This window comes from Brevibacterium sp. NPDC056726 (genome assembly GCF_042790515.1).
GTDB lineage: Bacteria > Actinomycetota > Actinomycetes > Actinomycetales > Brevibacteriaceae > Brevibacterium > Brevibacterium sanguinis.
Genome location: NZ_JBHTYZ010000002.1, coordinates 437,635 through 453,731, shown reverse-complemented (window position 1 = coordinate 453,731; position 16,097 = coordinate 437,635). Strand labels below are relative to the sequence as shown.

At 68.4% G+C, this 16,097-nt stretch carries 13 protein-coding genes and 1 tRNA gene; 10 read left to right on the top strand and 4 right to left on the bottom strand.

The window, feature by feature from the left end:
- Positions 1–80: 80 nt before the first annotated feature.
- From ACFQ91_RS05540 to ACFQ91_RS05530, 3 genes are all read left to right on the top strand, one after another.
- Positions 81–3,890: a multifunctional oxoglutarate decarboxylase/oxoglutarate dehydrogenase thiamine pyrophosphate-binding subunit/dihydrolipoyllysine-residue succinyltransferase subunit gene (locus tag ACFQ91_RS05540; RefSeq protein ID WP_198498579.1), complete on the top strand. Its 3,810-nt coding sequence runs from the start codon at positions 81–83 to the stop codon at positions 3,888–3,890.
- Positions 3,887–4,504, top strand: coding sequence for a GDSL-type esterase/lipase family protein (locus ACFQ91_RS05535; protein WP_137827020.1), 618 nt, complete (start codon positions 3,887–3,889; stop codon positions 4,502–4,504). The genes ACFQ91_RS05540 and ACFQ91_RS05535 overlap by 4 nt, the downstream gene beginning before the upstream one ends.
- Positions 4,505–4,624: 120 nt before the next feature.
- Complete coding sequence (locus ACFQ91_RS05530; protein WP_100227367.1) at positions 4,625–4,699, top strand: 50S ribosomal protein bL37; 75 nt, start codon at positions 4,625–4,627, stop codon at positions 4,697–4,699.
- 78 nt (positions 4,700–4,777) lie between these two features.
- Here ACFQ91_RS05530 and rsrA read toward each other — a convergent pair whose 3' ends face one another.
- Both rsrA and ACFQ91_RS05520 read right to left on the bottom strand, forming a co-directional pair.
- Entirely contained in the window at positions 4,778–5,017 is a 240-nt protein-coding gene (rsrA, locus tag ACFQ91_RS05525) for a mycothiol system anti-sigma-R factor (protein WP_198498578.1), read from the bottom strand.
- Positions 5,018–5,040: 23 nt separating this feature from the next.
- Positions 5,041–5,655, bottom strand: coding sequence for a sigma-70 family RNA polymerase sigma factor (locus ACFQ91_RS05520; RefSeq protein WP_137827018.1), 615 nt, complete (start codon positions 5,653–5,655; stop codon positions 5,041–5,043).
- A gap of 221 nt (positions 5,656–5,876) precedes the next feature.
- Between ACFQ91_RS05520 and ACFQ91_RS05515 the strand changes: the two genes are divergently transcribed.
- Genes ACFQ91_RS05515 through ACFQ91_RS05495 form a run of 5 tightly spaced genes read left to right on the top strand, consistent with a single transcriptional unit; the run spans position 5,877 to position 10,778 of the window.
- The gene (locus ACFQ91_RS05515; RefSeq protein WP_137827017.1) at positions 5,877–6,374 is read left to right on the top strand and encodes a DoxX family protein; all 498 of its coding nucleotides are present in this window, start codon (positions 5,877–5,879) and stop codon (positions 6,372–6,374) included.
- 7 nt (positions 6,375–6,381) lie between these two features.
- Complete coding sequence (aroA, locus tag ACFQ91_RS05510) at positions 6,382–7,674, top strand: 3-phosphoshikimate 1-carboxyvinyltransferase (protein ID WP_198498577.1); 1,293 nt, start codon at positions 6,382–6,384, stop codon at positions 7,672–7,674.
- A 1-nt stretch (position 7,675) separates the two neighbouring features.
- Positions 7,676–8,695: a ribosome small subunit-dependent GTPase A gene (rsgA, locus tag ACFQ91_RS05505; RefSeq protein ID WP_198498576.1), complete on the top strand. Its 1,020-nt coding sequence runs from the start codon at positions 7,676–7,678 to the stop codon at positions 8,693–8,695.
- A gap of 9 nt (positions 8,696–8,704) precedes the next feature.
- Entirely contained in the window at positions 8,705–9,493 is a 789-nt protein-coding gene (hisN, locus tag ACFQ91_RS05500; protein ID WP_198498575.1) for a histidinol-phosphatase, read from the top strand.
- Between the two features lies 1 nt (position 9,494).
- The gene (locus ACFQ91_RS05495) at positions 9,495–10,778 is read left to right on the top strand and encodes an aminotransferase class I/II-fold pyridoxal phosphate-dependent enzyme (RefSeq protein ID WP_198498574.1); all 1,284 of its coding nucleotides are present in this window, start codon (positions 9,495–9,497) and stop codon (positions 10,776–10,778) included.
- A 211-nt stretch (positions 10,779–10,989) separates the two neighbouring features.
- On the opposite strand, the gene ACFQ91_RS05490 is transcribed toward ACFQ91_RS05495, so the two are convergent.
- Positions 10,990–11,538, bottom strand: coding sequence for a YceI family protein (locus tag ACFQ91_RS05490; RefSeq protein WP_198498573.1), 549 nt, complete (start codon positions 11,536–11,538; stop codon positions 10,990–10,992).
- 216 nt (positions 11,539–11,754) lie between these two features.
- Between ACFQ91_RS05490 and ACFQ91_RS05485 the strand changes: the two genes are divergently transcribed.
- Positions 11,755–11,828: transfer RNA gene (locus tag ACFQ91_RS05485), tRNA-Met, on the top strand.
- A gap of 89 nt (positions 11,829–11,917) precedes the next feature.
- Positions 11,918–12,943, top strand: coding sequence for an ABC transporter substrate-binding protein (locus tag ACFQ91_RS05480; RefSeq protein ID WP_232623568.1), 1,026 nt, complete (start codon positions 11,918–11,920; stop codon positions 12,941–12,943).
- A gap of 163 nt (positions 12,944–13,106) precedes the next feature.
- On the opposite strand, the gene ACFQ91_RS05475 is transcribed toward ACFQ91_RS05480, so the two are convergent.
- Positions 13,107–16,070: a UPF0182 family protein gene (locus ACFQ91_RS05475; protein ID WP_232623901.1), complete on the bottom strand. Its 2,964-nt coding sequence runs from the start codon at positions 16,068–16,070 to the stop codon at positions 13,107–13,109.
- Between the last annotated feature and the right edge of the window lie 27 nt (positions 16,071–16,097).

Here is a 16,097-nt window from a genome sequence, read left to right as displayed (position 1 = left end):
CACATTCGCAGGCACATCGCGTTACGCTGGTGTGTGTCGTATTGCAGCAATTCTTGAACAGGAAGTAGGCGATCAACGCCGTGTCCGTCAATACTCCGAACCGCACCGTCGACGACTTCGGGTCGAACGAGTGGTTGGTCGAGGAACTGTACGAACAGTTTAAGTCAGACAAGAACTCTGTGGACAAGTCCTGGTGGCCGTTCTTCGACGAGTACGAGAAGGCGAACGGAGCGGAGTCGGCGCAGACGACCTCCTCCGCATCCTCCTCGGCTGCGGATTCCGCACCCCAGTCCACGAGCTCGACGGCGAAGACGGCTGAGAAGTCCGCGCCGCAGGCGGAGAAGAAGGCCGGGGATGCCGCTGCCGCACCGCAGAGCACCGAGGCCGCCACCGCCGAACGCCCCGACTCGGTGCCCGCGAACAAGGAGACCTCGCGCGGGGTCTCGCCCTCCTCGGCGGAGACCGAGACGCTCAAGGCGGAGACGAAGTCCGTTCCCAAGGTCATGACGAAGGACCTCGAGCCCCAGCCCGCCCCCGAAGAGACGATCACCCCGCTGCGCGGCCCCGCGAAGCTCATCGCGAAGAACATGGAGGAGTCGCTCGAGGTGCCGACGGCGACCTCGGTGCGCGCGCTGCCGGCCAAGGCGCTCATCGACAACCGCATCGTGATCAACTCTCACCTCAAGCGCACCCGCGGCGGCAAGGTCTCCTTCACCCACCTCATCGGCTTCGCCGTGATCCGGGCCCTGAAGAACTTCCCGAGCATGAACGTCTCCTACGACGTGCGCGACGGCAAGCCGGCGATGGTCTCCCCGGCCCACATCAACTTCGGCCTCGCGATCGACGTGCCGAAGAAGGACGGCACGCGCTCGCTGCTCGTCCCCAACGTCAAGGCCGCCGAGACCCTGACGTTCCGCCAGTTCGTCGACGCCTACGACGGCCTCGTCGACAAGGCCCGCAAGGGCAAGCTCACCGCTGACGACTTCGCCGGGACCACGGTGTCCCTGACGAACCCCGGCGGCATCGGCACCGTCCACTCGATCCCCCGCCTGACCAAGGGCCAGGGCGCGATCATCGGCGTCGGCGCACTCGACTACCCGGCCGAGTTCCAGGGCGCGAGCCAGCGCACGATCAACGACCTCGCCGTCTCGAAGGTGCTGACCCTGACCTCGACGTACGACCACCGCGTCATCCAGGGCGCCGGCTCCGGCGAGTTCCTCAAGCTCGTCCACGGCTACCTGCTCGGCGAGGACGGCTTCTACGACGACGTCTTCGAGTCCCTGCGCCTGCCGTACGAGCCGGTGCGCTGGGTGCCCGACGTCTCCGCCGAGGACCAGGACGACGTCAACAAGACCGCCCGCGTCATCGAGCTCATCGACGCCTACCGGACCCGCGGCCACCTCATGGCCAACATCGATCCGCTCGTCTACCGGCAGCGCTCGCATCCGGATCTCGACATCAATCAGCACGGCCTGACCCTGTGGGACCTCGAGCGCGAATTCCCCACCGGCGGGTTCGGCGCCAAGCCGATGATGCCCTTCCGCAACATCCTCGGCCTGCTGCGCGAGAGCTACTGCCGCACGATCGGCTTCGAGTACATGCACATCGCCGACCCGCTGCAGCGCCGCTGGTTCCAGGCGAAGATCGAGGTCCCCCACCAGGAGTTCACCCGGTCGGAGCAGGGCCACATCCTCGGTCGCCTCAACGCCGCCGAGGCGTTCGAGACGTTCCTGCAGACGAAGTACATCGGGCAGAAGCGCTTCAGCCTCGAAGGCGGCGAGTCCGCGATCGTCCTCCTCGACGAGGTCCTCAACCAGTCCGCCGACGCCGGACTCGAGGAAGTCGCGATCGGCATGGCCCACCGCGGTCGGCTCAACGTGCTCACCAACATCGCCGGCAAGTCCTACGCCCAGATGTTCCGCGAGTTCGACGGCACGATGTCGCCCGACAGCGTCCAGGGCTCCGGCGACGTCAAGTACCACCTCGGCACGCAGGGCTCGTTCACCTCGCCCTCGGGCAACTCGACGAACGTCTACGTCGCCGCGAACCCCAGCCACCTCGAGACGGTCGACCCCGTCCTCGAGGGCATCGTGCGCGCCAAGCAGGACGTCATCGACCAGGGCGAGTCCGGCTTCACCGTGCTCCCCGTCCTCGTCCACGGCGATGCCGCCTTCGCCGGTCAGGGAGTCGTCGCCGAGACGCTCAACCTCTCCGAGCTGCGCGGCTACCGCACCGGCGGGACGATCCACATCATCATCAACAATCAGGTCGGGTTCACGACGCCGCCCGCCTCGGCGCGCTCGTCGTTCTACTGCACGGACATCGCGAAATCGATCAACGCCCCGATCCTCCACGTCAACGGGGACGACCCCGAAGCCGTGGTCCGCGCGGCCCGTCTCGCCTTCGAGTACCGCCAGGAATTCAACCGCGACGTCGTCATCGACCTCGTGTGCTACCGCCGCCGCGGCCACAACGAGGGCGACGATCCGTCGATGACCCAGCCGCTCATGTACTCCCTCATCGAGAAGAAGGGGTCGGTGCGCAAGCTCTACACCGAATCCCTCGTCGGCAGGAAGTGCATCACCGACGATGAGGCCGCCGAGGCGCTCAAGGACTACCAGTCGAAGCTGGAGTCCGCGTTCGCCGAGACGAAGGCCGCGGAGTCCGGCTCGGGCAAGGGCACGGCGTTCAACGCCCCGCATCAGCCCAGCGACATCGAGGCGCTCAACGACGTCTCGACGGCGATCAGCCCGGAGACCCTGACCCGCATCGGCGATGCGTTCGTCGACATCCCCGAGGGCTTCACGGTGCATAAGAAGCTGCGCGCGCTGCTCGAGAAGCGCAAGGAGATGGCGCTGCACGGCGGCATCGACTGGGGCTTCGCCGAGCTCATCACCTTCGGCTCGCTCCTCATGGACGGCGTGCCCGTCCGTCTGGCCGGCCAGGATTCGCGCCGCGGCACGTTCGTCCAGCGCCACTCCGTGCTCATCGACTCCGTCAACGGCAACGAGTGGACGCCGCTGCAGAACCTCAGCGACGACCAGGCCCGCTTCTACGTCTACGATTCGCTGCTGAGCGAGTACGCGGCCGTGGGCTTCGAGTACGGCTACTCGGTCGAGCGCAAGGACGCCCTCGTGGCGTGGGAGGCGCAGTTCGGCGACTTCGCCCAGGGGGCGCAGTCGGTCATCGACGAGTTCGTCTCCTCCTCCGAGCAGAAGTGGCAGCAGAACTCCGGTGTCGTCATGCTCCTGCCGCACGGCTACGAGGGTCAGGGCCCCGATCACTCCTCGGCGCGCATCGAGCGCTACCTGCAGCTGTGCGCGGAGTCGAACATGACCGTGGCCTACCCGTCCTCGGGTGCCTCGTACTTCCACCTCATGCGCCGTCACGCGCTGACGCCGAACAAGCGGCCGCTCATCGTCTTCACCCCGAAGTCGATGCTCCGCCTCAAGGCGGCGGCGAACTCGCCCGAGGACTTCACCTCCGGGAAGTTCGAGGCGATCATCGACGACCCGGCCGTCGACGCGGACAAGGTGAAGAAGGTCGTGCTCGTCTCCGGCAAGCTCTACTGGGAGCTGCTGGCGCAGCGGGAGAAGAACGGCGACGACACGACCGCGCTCGTGCGCGTCGAGCAGCTCTACCCGCTCGACGACGAGGCGATCACCGCGGTGCTCGACCGCTACCCCGCCGATGCCCAGCTCGTGTGGGCGCAGGAGGAGCCGGAGAACCAGGGTGCGTGGCCGTTCATGGCCCTCAACCTCACTCCCCTCCTCGGTGGGCGCGATCTCACCCTCGTCTCCCGTCCCGCCTCGGCGTCGACGGCGACGGGTCTGAAGAACGTGCACGAACTCCAGCAGCAGGAGGTCGTCGGGCGGGTCCTCCAGAAGTGAGCTCGGAGACCTCGACGACGATCGCCGTGGTCGGCGGCCCCCTGGTCGCCGGCCACGGCGATGGCCGCGGTCTCGGCTGGGTCGGCAGAGTCACCGCGCGGACCCTGCCGAGTCTGCCCGGCCTGCGCGTCTACCCGCTGGCCGTCGGCAGCGAGGACTCCGCGGGCCTCCACTCGCGGGCGATGGCCGAGGCGTCCCTGCGCTTCAGCCCCGAGGGCGACAATCGCCTCGTCCTCGCCCTCGGCACCGGTGACCTCGATTCCGGGCGCTCGGTCGCCCGGGCCCGTCTCGACGTCGCCAATGTCCTCGACGAGGCGCTGTCGCGGAAGGTCTCCGCGTTCGTCATCGGCCCTCCCCCGGACCACGGCTCCGACCGCAACCGCGGGATCGCCGAACTCAACACGAGCTTCTCCGATGTCGCGAAGCGCCGCGGCATCGCCTACGTCGACACGTTCACGCCGCTCCACGGCCATCCCGTGTGGCAGCGCGAGCTCGCCTCGTCCCACGACCGGCTGCCCGCCCAGGAGGGGTACGGGCTGCTCGCTTGGCTCGTCCTCCATCGCGGGTGGTTCCCGTGGCTGGGCGTGCGCGACGTCATCGGCGACGACGCCTGAGACCGGGCCGGATGGGCTCCTGCCTCCTCCCGGGCATCCGGTGCGCACACGCGTGCCGTGGACTTGGTCCCGGTCACGGGAACGTGAAAGAATGAACCGTCCAATCGAAGGAGAACCGCTATGAGCAAGCGAGGCCGCAAGCGCCGCGATCGCCGTCGTTCGAATGCCAACCACGGCAAGCGTCCGAACAGCTGAGAAGTGAGTGCACCACCGGGTGCACGACGAAGGCGGGGAGAGTCATCATGACTCTCCCCGCCTTCGTTCTCGGTGCGCTCAGCGCTGCCAGCGCACCTGCTCGACGGCGATGCGCCGCCGGATCTTCTCCTTGAGTCCCAGAGGAGCCTCCTCCCGACCGCAGGACCGGCGCACGACCTCCTTGAGCATCGCTTCGATCTCGTACTCGTCGTGGCAGGCCGGGCAGTGTTCGAGATGGATCGAGATCTCGCGGATCTCGGTCGTCGTCAGCTCCCCGTCGAGATAATGGTAGATGCGCAGGAGGGATTCAGCCCGCATGCTCTCGCAGCAGTCTCCGTCGTTCACTTCGCACCTCCCTCGGCGTCCTTGGTGCCGAAGCCGCGATCGGCGGCGTATTCCGCGAGCATCTCGCGCAGCTGCCGGCGGCCGCGGTGCAGGCGCGACATCACGGTGCCGATCGGGGTGTCCATGATCTCCGCGATCTCCTTGTACGGCAGGCCTTCGACATCGGCGTAGTAGACGACCATGCGGAAGTCCTCCGGCAGAGCCGAGAGGGCGTCCTTGATGTCGGAGTCGGGCAGGTGGTCGAGGGCTTCGAGCTCGGCCGAGCGTCCCTCGGAGGAGGTGTGGCTCGCGGCCTGGGCGATCTGCCAGTCCTCGATGTCCTCGCTGCCGTGCTCCTGCGGCTGGCGCTGCTTCTTCCGGTAGTTGTTGATGAAGGTGTTGGTGAGGATCCGGTAGAGCCACGCCTTGAGGTTCGTGCCGGGAGTGTACTGGTGGAAGGCAGCGTAGGCCTTCGCATACGCCTCCTGCACGAGGTCTTCGGCATCGGCGGGATTCCGGGTCATCCTCAGAGCCGCAGCGTAGAGCTGGTTGAGGTATTCGAGAGCGTCGCGCTCGAAACGGGCCGAGCGCTCGGCCTCGGTTTCGTCGACTTCTTTGACTGATTCGGTCATCACCGACAATGGTACGCCCGTTCTCTCCAACACGGCAGTGGCACTCACGAAAGTCCTCCTCACCCGGCCTGTGTGACAGCACCCGCGGATCCCTGGTGGGCCGCGGCGCTCGACCGGTCATTCACATTGTCCTGTCAACGTTTCGGCGCTGTCCCGATATTCCCCGACAGCGGCTATGCTTGCGGGTGAGATGCCCGACAACAGTCGCAGAAAGGAACCCTGTGTCTCCCATTCGTCTCATCGCCCGCCCCATGCTCGCCGCCGGCTACATCAGCAACGGCATCAGCCGTCTCCGGCACCCCGAAGCGGCCACCGCCTCGATCGGCCCGCTGCTCGCCCAGGCGCGCAAGCGCGTCGACATCCCCTTCGACGCCACGACGGTCGCGCGAGCCACCGGTGCCGCCCAGGTCGCCGCCGGCTCGCTACTGGCGATCGGACGCTTCCCCCGGCTCAGCGCCTCGGTGCTCGTCGGCACCTACCTGCTCGACACCATCGGTGAGCGCATCGCCGCGGAGAAGGCGACGTCGAAGGAGGAGAAGCGCGAGCGCCTCGAACGCACGCTCACCCGCACCTCGATGCTCGGCGGCGCGCTGCTCGCCAGCGTCGACACCGACGGCAAGCCGGGCCTGTGGTGGCGCACGCAGCATGCCGCCGAGGACCTCTGGTCCTCGGTCGAGAACACGTCGAAGCAGGCAATGAGTGCCCTTGGCGTCGACTGAGCCCCCCTTGCCCGTCACCGGTGACTGGCGTCCGCCGCGGGCGCCCGACGCGGTCAGCGCCGTCGTCACGGTCCCCGGTTCGAAGTCGCTGACCAACCGCTATCTCGTCCTCGCCGCGCTCGCGGAGTCCGACTCCGTCATCCGCGGCTGGCTCGCCAGCCGGGACACGCAGCTGATGATCGCCGCGCTCGGCAGCCTCGGCGCGCAGATCACCGAGGTCGACGGGGCACTCCACGTGACTCCCATCGACTTCACCGCCGCGGCCGATGCCGGGCCCGCGGTCGTCGACTGCGGCCTGGCCGGCACCGTCATGCGCTTCGTGCCCCCGATCGCGGCGGCCACCGGTCGTGAGGTCGTCATCGACGGCGACGAGCAGGCCAGGGTGCGGCCGATGGGCGTGACGATCGATTCGCTCACCCGCCTCGGCGCGGACATCACCGCGACCGGAGACTCGCTGCCGCTGACGATCCATGCCGGCTCCGCCCTGCGCGGCGGTCACCTCGAGATCGCCGCGGGCGCGTCGAGCCAGTTCGTCTCCGGTCTCCTGCTCGCGGCTCCGGCGATGCCGCTGGGACTCGAGCTGCGCAACACCGGGCAGGCCGTGCCGAGCCGCCCTCACGTCGACATGACGCTGGAGGTCCTCGCCGATGCCGGCGTCGACGTCAGCGAACCCGAGGACGAGCACTGGGTCGTCGAACCCGGCCTGCCGCGCGGCCTCGACGTCGTCGTCGAACCGGATCTGTCGAACGCGGCGGCCTTCCTCGCCGCTGCCCTCGTCACCGGCGGTGAGGTGACGATCACCGGGTGGCCGGTGCACACGACCCAGGCCGGTGATGACTTCCGCCGCATCGCCGAGGCGTTCGGCGCCGCCGTCGACCTCGATCGGCACGGTCTGCGGGTGCGCGGTCCTCAGCGCCTGCGCCCCGTCGATCTCGATCTCTCCGCCGTCGGCGAGCTCACCCCGGTCGTCGCCGCTGTCGCCGCGGTGACCCCCGGCACCTCGCACCTGTCCGGGATCGGGCATCTGCGCGGCCATGAGACCGACCGACTTGCGGCGCTGACCCGGGAGCTCACCGCCCTCGGCGTGAGAGTCGACGAGGAGCCCGCGGCGCTGACGATCACAGGTGCCCGCCCGGGAGCGGGCACCTGGCACACGTATCACGACCACCGCATGGTCATGGCCGGGGCCGTCCTCGCGCTCGTCGCCGAGGGCATCGTCATCGAGAATGCCGGCACCGTGGCGAAGACGCTGCCGGAGTTCACCCTCCTGTGGGAGGACATGCTGGGCCACGGGGCCTGAGATGGCGCGCATCTTCCGTGACGAGGACTATCGTCCGCGGCCCAACCGCAAAGGGTCGCGGCCGCGGACGAAGAACCGTCCGAGCCACGACTCCGCGGCGCTCGGCCTCGTCACCGCCGTCGACCGGGGACGCTACCGGATCGTGCTGGCCGACGACGCCGGCGCCTTTCCCGAGGACGGCCGGGCCGTCACCGCTGTGCGGGCATCGCATCTGCGCCGTCAGGCCGTCGTACCCGGTGACATCGTCAAGGTCGTCGGCGACACCTCGGGCGACGAGGGCACGCTCGCGCGCCTCGTCGAGATCACTCCGCGCCGCACCCTGCTGCGCCGCAGCGCCGACGACACCGACCCGACCGAGCGCGTCATCGTCGCCAACGTCGACATCATGGGCATCGTCACCGCCACCGTCGATCCCGAGCCCTCCTACGGCCTCATCGACCGCGCTCTGGCGGCGGCGATCGATGCGGGGATCACCCCGCTCATCGTCGTGACGAAGACCGACCTCGCCCCCGCTGAGGACATCGAGCGCCGCTTCTCGATGGCCGACGTCGACATCGTCTCCTCGGGGCTGCGCGACGACGGCACGCTCTCCGATGACGCCGTCGCCGGTCGCCTCGCCGATCACATCAGCGTCCTCGTCGGCCATTCCGGGGTCGGCAAATCGACGCTGACGAACGCGCTCGTGCCCGCCGCCGATCGCGCCACCGGCCACGTCAACGACGTCACCGGCCGGGGTCGGCACACATCGTCGTCGGCCGTGTGCCTGCCCCTGACGGCCGGCGGCTGGCTCATCGACACCCCCGGCGTGCGCAGCTTCGGACTCGCCCACGTCGACCGCGACGGTCTCATCGCGGCGTTTCCGGAGCTCACCGAGGCGACCACCGAGTGCCCGCGCGGCTGCACCCATCTCGCCGACGCCCCCGGATGCCGCCTCGACTCATGGGTGGCCGAGGGCCGGGCCGGGCCGGGCGGGGTCTCACGGCTGGAGTCGCTGCGCCGGCTGCTGTCCAACGCTGGCTAGAGTGGAGGGATGAACGACCTCGACCTCGCCCTCGACCTCGCCGACCTCGCTGACTCCCTGAGCCTCTCCCGCTTCGTCGCCGCCGACTTCACGGTCGAGACGAAACCGGACCTCACCCCCGTCACCGAATGCGATCGGGCCGTCGAAGAGGCGATCGTCGACCGCCTGCGCCTGACCCGGCCCGACGACAGCGTCCTCGGTGAGGAGTTCGGGTCGCACGGGACCTCCTCGCGCCGCTGGATCATCGATCCCATCGACGGCACGAAGAACTATGTGCGCGGGGTGCCCGTATGGGCGACGCTCATCTCCCTCTACGACGGCGAGACTCCGCTCGTCGGCGTCGTCTCGGCTCCAGCGCTCGGCAGGCGGTGGTGGGCGGCCGCCGGCGCGGGGGCCTTCGCCTCGGCGATCGGGGGCCCGGCCCGTCGCATCACGGTCTCCGAGGTCGGGGACCTCGCCGATGCGTCACTCTCCTTCGCGTCGCTGGGCGGCTGGCGCGACCTCGGTGTCCGCGAGGAATTCATCGCACTGACCGACCGGCTGTGGCGCACCCGCGGATACGGGGACTTCCTCTCCTATATGCTCGTCGCCGAAGGCGCGGTCGACATCGCGTGCGAACCCGAGCTCGCGCTCTACGACATGGGGGCGCTCGTCCCGATCGTCACCGAAGCCGGCGGCACCTTCACGAGCACGACGGGCGTGACGGGACCGTTCGGCGGCAATGCGGTCGCAACGAACGGCCTCCTCCACGAGACCGTCCTCGACGCCCTCGGCCGCGTGGCTCCGAAGGGATTCTGACATGGACCGGGATCGGACGAGGCCGAACCTCGACCGTGCGCCGCTGTGGCGGGAGATGGCCGCAGCCGCCGGCCTCATCGGCAGCGACGGCGCGATCGCCGAGACGATCTACGGCCAGATGACGGCGCTGGCGACAGCCACCGGCGCGGTCAACCTCGGACAGGGCGCGCCGGGCACCGACGCTCCCCCGGAGCTCATCGCCGCCACGACTGCGGCGATGCATGAGGGGTTCAACCAGTACGCCCCCGGCCAGGGCCACCCGGTTCTGCGGGAGACCGTCGCCGCACAGCGGGCCCGGGACTTCGGTCAGGCGGTCGACCCCGCTGACGTGCTCATCACCTGCGGAGCCACCGAGGGGCTGACGGCGGCGGTCCTCGCCCTCGTCCCCCGCGGGGGCCGCGTCGTGACGTTCGAGCCGTTCTACGACGGATATCCTGCGGCCGTCGCCGCGGCGGGCGGCGAGCTCTCGACGGTGCCCATCCTCCCCGATGGGACCGGTGGATTCCACCCCGACTGGGAGGAGTTCGACCGCGTCATGACCTCCGCTCCCCCGGTCTCCCTCATCATCGTCAACACGCCCCACAACCCGACCGGCTTCGTCTTCGACGCTGCCGACCTCGCGCGCATCGGCGACGCGGCGACGGCCGCGGACGCGTGGATCCTCACCGATGAGGTCTACGAGGAGCTCATCCTCGCTCGCGCCGACCATGTTCCCCCGGCCGTCGCGGTGAGCGATCCGGCCCGTGTCGTCACCGTCTCCTCGGCGGGCAAGAGCTGGAACATCACCGGGTGGAAGCTCGGCTGGGTCATCGCCGAGAGGCCGGTGCGGGAGGCGATCCAGGCGGTCAAGCAGTTCCTCACCTTCACCGGGGGCGGGCCGATGCAGATCGGCCTCGCTCGCGTCCTCGAGTCCGGCAGCGGGTTCACAGCGATGAATCGGGAATCGCTGCGGGCCCGCGCCGAGGTGCTCGTTCCCGCATGTGCGAGCGTGCCGGGCGCTGCCGTGTCGACTCCGGCGGCCGGGTACTTCACGGTCGTCGACTTCGCCGCGCTCACCGAACTCGATGCGTTCGCCCTCAATGATCTGCTCGCACGGGAGCACGGGGTCGTCGGCATCCCCGTGCCGGCGCTCTGCCGGCCGGGATCGGCTGCCGCACAGACGTACCGCAGTGCGATCCGGTATTCGTTCTGCAAGTCCCCGACCGACGTCGACGAGGGTGCCCGGCGAATCATTGCGCTGGCCGAGGCACTTCGGACGGATCCGGACCTGCTGCGCCGCCGCTGACGCGCAAGTTCCCCCGGTCAGCCGCCGGGCAGCACTGCCGTCATTGCCCAGCGACCGTCCGCCCGGGGACGGGTCGGGGCGGCGCGGTCAGCGCTTCGGCCCTCGGTGTCCCCTTGGGGATCCCGCATATGACGACGGCGGAGACACGACGAAGGCGGACCGCCTCAGCGGTCCGCCTTCGTCATTCAGTCGGCACTGTCGCGGGCAGCGATCAGGCCTTCGTCAGCTCGAGGTCGAGGACGATCTTGATCTTGTCGGAGACGAGGAGCTCGCCACCGCCGAGGACGGCCGAGAACTCCATGCCGAACTCCTTGCGGTCGACGGTCGCCGACGCCGTGAGACCGGCCACCTCGTTGCCCATCGGGTCGGTTGCGACACCGTGGAACTCGCTGTCGAACGCGACCTGCTTGGTCACGCCGCGCATCGTCAGTTCGCCTTCGAGCTCGAAGTCATCACCCGATTCGGCCTTGACTCCGGTCGACTTGAAGGTGAGCTTCGGGTGCTCGTCGGCGGCGAAGAAGTCGCTCGTCTTCAGGTGCTGGTCGCGCTGCGAGTTCCTCGTGTTGATCGACTCGACGACGGCCTCGGCAGTCACCGAGCTGTCCTCGAGGGAGTCGCCGACCTCAACGGTGCCGGAGATGTCCTCGAAGTTGCCGCGGACCTTCGACACCCCGGCGTGGCGGGCGGTGAAGGTGAACTCGGAGTGGTTCGGATCGATGTTCCAGGTGCCGGCGGTGAGTCCCTTGGGAAGTGCGGTCATGATCTCTGCTTCTCCTTATGGTTGAAATTTGAAGTACGCGGATGACTATAGTTCAGTTTTCAACTACATGCAAGCTCTGCGCGCCGCAGCGCGTGCGACCCCGCAGACCTCCCCTCACCCTGGGGCGGACGAGTGAACCCAAGGTTACCTTGTGGCAAAGGTCACGCGACGAGAATTTTGCGCAGGAATTACGCTCGTGTAATGTTGAGACCACGCCGCGGGGTGGAGCAGTTCGGTAGCTCGCCGGGCTCATAACCCGGAGGTCGGAGGTTCAAATCCTCCCCCCGCCACGACAGTGGCAGAACCCCCAGTCAGTTCATCTGACTGGGGGTTCTTCTCATTCACGCACGCCCCGGCTAGGTGAGGTTAGACTAACCTGGTGAAAACTTCCAAGCATTCCCGCGCGCTCTCCGCTGCGGCCACTCTGCTCACTCTGACCCTCCTCGCCTCCGGCTGCGCGGCGGCCGACGATTCCGCGGCCGACTCCGCCGGCAGCACCGCCGTCGCAGCGGGCGGCAAGGACTTCGGAACTGCCGATGAGAAGACCGCCGCACTCGGCAGCGACGCCGCTCCCGGCGAATTCCCGCGCACCGTCGACCATGCGCTCGGCACCACGGAGATCGAGAAGCGGCCCGAACGCGTCGTCGTCCTCGACACCGGAGAACTCGATGATGTCCTCGCCCTCGGCATCACTCCCGTGGGCATGGTGACGACCGAGGGCGCACAACCCGTCCCCTCCTACCTCGCCGAGGAGACGCAGGGCGTGGAGACCGTCGGAACGATCAGCGAACTCGACCTCGAGAAGATCGCCTCGCTCGAACCGGACCTCATCCTCGGCAGCCAGCTGCGTGCGGAGAAGCTCTACGACGAGCTCGAGGCGATCGCGCCGACGGTCTTCTCCATCCGCCCCGGGTTCCCCTGGAAGGAGAACTTCCTCCTCGTCGGCGACGCCCTCGGCCTCGAAGAGGAGGCGACGGCCGAGCTCAACGAGTACGGACGTGAGGTCAAGGCCCTGGGCGACTCCGTGACCGGCGATCCGACGATCTCCCTCGTCCGGTTCATGCCCGGGAAGCTGCGCCTCTACGGCAATGCCTCTCTCATCGGCGTCATCCTCGCCGATGCCGGTCTCGCGCGTCCCGAGACCCAGAACGTCGATGATCTCGCCGTCGAGATCTCCCCCGAGAAGCTCGACGAGGCCGACGGTGATGTCATCTTCTACTCGAGCTACGGCGAACCCGGCGCCACCGGGGAGACCGAGGCGCTGCAGACGAGCCAGTGGACGAACCTGCCGGCGGTCAGGGACGGCAGAGCCTACCGCGTCGATGACGACGTGTGGTTCCTCGGACTCGGGCCGATCGGGGCCAAGCAGGTCGTCGAGGATCTCGACGGATACCTCGCGCAGTAGCGATCACGCAGCAGGTTCCCCGCAGCCGGGTCCCCGCAGCCGGTTCTCCCAACCAGTTCCCCGACGACGACGGCCCCGGAAGGATCTCTCCTTCCGGGGCCGTCGTGTCAGCCGCGCGGGGGCCGTCATGTCAGCCGAGCCGCGGGCTCACACCCGCGTCGGGTCAGTTGCCTCCCTGATCGGGTGCCGGCGATTCGGGCGGTGCCGTCGCCCCGCCGTCCTCGGCGAGCGAGGGATCGGCGGCGATCGCATCGTCGATCGCCTGCTTGAGGCGGTCCTGTGCTTCGCCGTAGGCCTCGAAGTCTCCGGCCTTGAGTGCGGCGTCGGAGTCCTCCATGGCCTGGCGCGCCTCCTCCAGGGCTTCGTTGAGGCCCTGGTCGGTGGGCTGTCCGCCACCGCCGCCGTCGCCGCCCGAGGAGCCGGAGGCCCCGCCTCCGCCCTCGGTGCCGGCGTCACCGGCCTGGGCGCCGGAGTCACCGCCGAACACCTGGTCGAGCGCCTCGTCGAGGGTCGGGGCGAACCCGATGTTCTCACCGAAGGCGACGAGCACGTGCTGGAGCAGCGGGTAGGACGTGTCACCGGCCGACCGGACGTAGACCGGCTGGACGTAGAGCAGACCGCCGCCGAGCGGAAGCGTGAGCAGGTTGCCGTTCTGGACCTGCGACTCGCCCTGCCGCAGCAGGTTGAGGCTGCGCTGGACATCAGGGGCGGTGTTGAAGTTGTTCTGCGCCTGGCCGGGACCGGGCACAGTGGTGTTGCGCGGCAGCTGGAGGAGCCTGAGCTTGCCGTAGCTCTCCGCGATGTCACCCGGCGTCGACCCCGCATCCGCATCCGCGGACAGGAAGCCCGTGAGGTTGTTCCGCGACTGGCCCTCCGAGGACTGCGCGGGGATGTAGGAGCTCGTGAGCGAGAACGACGGGGACTCCTGACCCGGCATCTGCAGAGTCATGTAGAACGGCGGCTGGGTCAGTCCGCTGTTGGCCCGGCGCGTCGGATCGGTCGGCAGGGCCCAGAAGTCCTGGCCGGTGTAGAACTCGCTCGCCGAGGTCACGTGGTAGCGGGTGAGCAGCTCGCGCTGGACCTTGAAGAGGTCCTCCGGGTACCGCACATGGCTCATGAGGTCACCGGACATGTCCGAGGCCGGCTTGATGAGGCCCGGGAAGATCTTCATCCACGTCTTGAGCACGGGATCGTTCTCATCCCACTGGTACATGTCGACCGATCCGTCGTAGGCGTCGACGGTGATCTTCACGGAGTTCCGGATGTAGTTGACCTCTTCATCCGGCAGGGTGGCCACGGTTCCCGGCGCCGAGGCGGTCGTCGAGTCCTCGGTCGCCTCCTGGAGAGGCTGCGGGGTCGAGTACGGGTAGTCCTTCGCCGTCGTGTAGCCGTCGAGGATCCACTTGATCTTCCCGTCGACGACCGCCGGGTAGGGGTCGCCGTCGATCTTGAGGAACGGGGCGAGCTTCTCCACACGCGAGCGCGGGTGGCGTTCGTAGAGGATCTGCGAATCGGCGTTGACCGCGTCGGAGAGGAGGATCTGCTCGTCCTGGTACTTCAGGGCGTAGGCGAGGCGGTTGAAGATGCTGCCGACCGACGGGCCGCCGTCTCCCTGGAAGGTGTTGTTGACCTGACCGGAGCCGCTGTCCTCATCGGACGGGTAGTCGAGCTCGCGCGGGGTCGACCCCTCCGGGCCGCCGACGATCGAGTACTCCGGTGAGCTCTCACCGAAGTACACACGGGGCTCGTACTCGGGGAAGTCACCGCGCGGCGGAATGTCGGATTCCATGAACGTCGGCTCGCCGTCGGGGTTGCGCTGGTTGCCGTTGGCGGCGACGACACCGAAGCCGTGCGTGTAGACGATCGCCCGGTTGTACCAGCTCTGGTTGTTCACCGAGCTCGGGCTGAGTTCGCGCACCGCGATGACGGTGTCGCGCATCTGCCCGTCGATGTTGTAGCGGTCGACGTCGAGCTGCGCGGGGAACGAGTAGTAGGGCCGGACCTGCTGCAGCTGGCGGAAGGTGTCGGAGACGAGGTTGGGATCGAGCAGGCGGATCGACGCCGCGGTCTCGGCATCGGCGCGCAGGGCGCCCGCTTCGCCGCTCGTGCTCGGCTCGTACGGGGTCACCTCGATGTCGTTGAAGTCGAAGGCCTCACGGGTGGCGTCGATGTTGCGCTGGATGTACTCGGACTCGAGGCTCTGCTGCGAGGGGTTGACCTGGAACTGCTGCAGGAGCGCCGGGTAGGCGATGATCGACACGCCGCCGAGGACGAGGAGGGTGAGGGTGGCGATGATCGAGATCCGCCAGTTGCCCTTCCACGCGGTGTAGACGAAGAGGAGCGCGACGAGCACGGCCGCGATCGCGACGATCGCCATCGCCGGCAGCGCCGCCCGGTCGTCGACATAGGTCGCGCCGGGCACGATGCCGCCGGACCCGGTGAGCCGGTCGTAGCGGCTCAGCCACAGACGTCCCGCCTGGACGAGGACGAGCACGGCCACGGTGATGCCGATCTGCCACTGCGCGGTCTTCGTCAGGATGACCCCGCGCTGCTCGCCGGGCCGGATGCCGCCGAAGAGGTAGTGGGCGACGAGGGCGGCGATGAGCGAGAGGACGAGCGCCATGCCGAGCTGATCGCCGACGAGGCGCAGGCCGGGCAGCACGAAGACATAGAAGGACTTGTCGATGCCGAACTGCGGATCGGTCTCTCCGAAGGACGACGAGTTCATCCATTCGAGGACGACGTTCCACTGCGCCGAGGCGGTGATGCCGGCGAGGATGCCGACGACGGCGGGGATCGCCAGGGTCGCGACCCGACGCAGGGGCTCGATGGCCTCACGGTAGCGGTCGAGGTTCTCCTGCCGCGGTGTCGTGGGGGCGTAGACAGGACGGTTGCGGTAGGCCAGGTGGAGGCTCAGCCACACCGGCACGGCCATGACGAGGAAGCCGGCGGCGAACGTGATGCCGCGGGTGAACCACATCGTGCGGAAGACCTCGGAGGCGCCGAGCTGACCGAACCACAGGACCTCGGTGTAGACCTGGGTGAACGCGATGAAGGCGACGAGGAGGATCGCCACCGACACCAGTGTCAGCAGCAGTGGCGACCGCCGTGATCCTGATCCGGGCATCTTCGCGGAGGAGGGTGAGGACGTGGT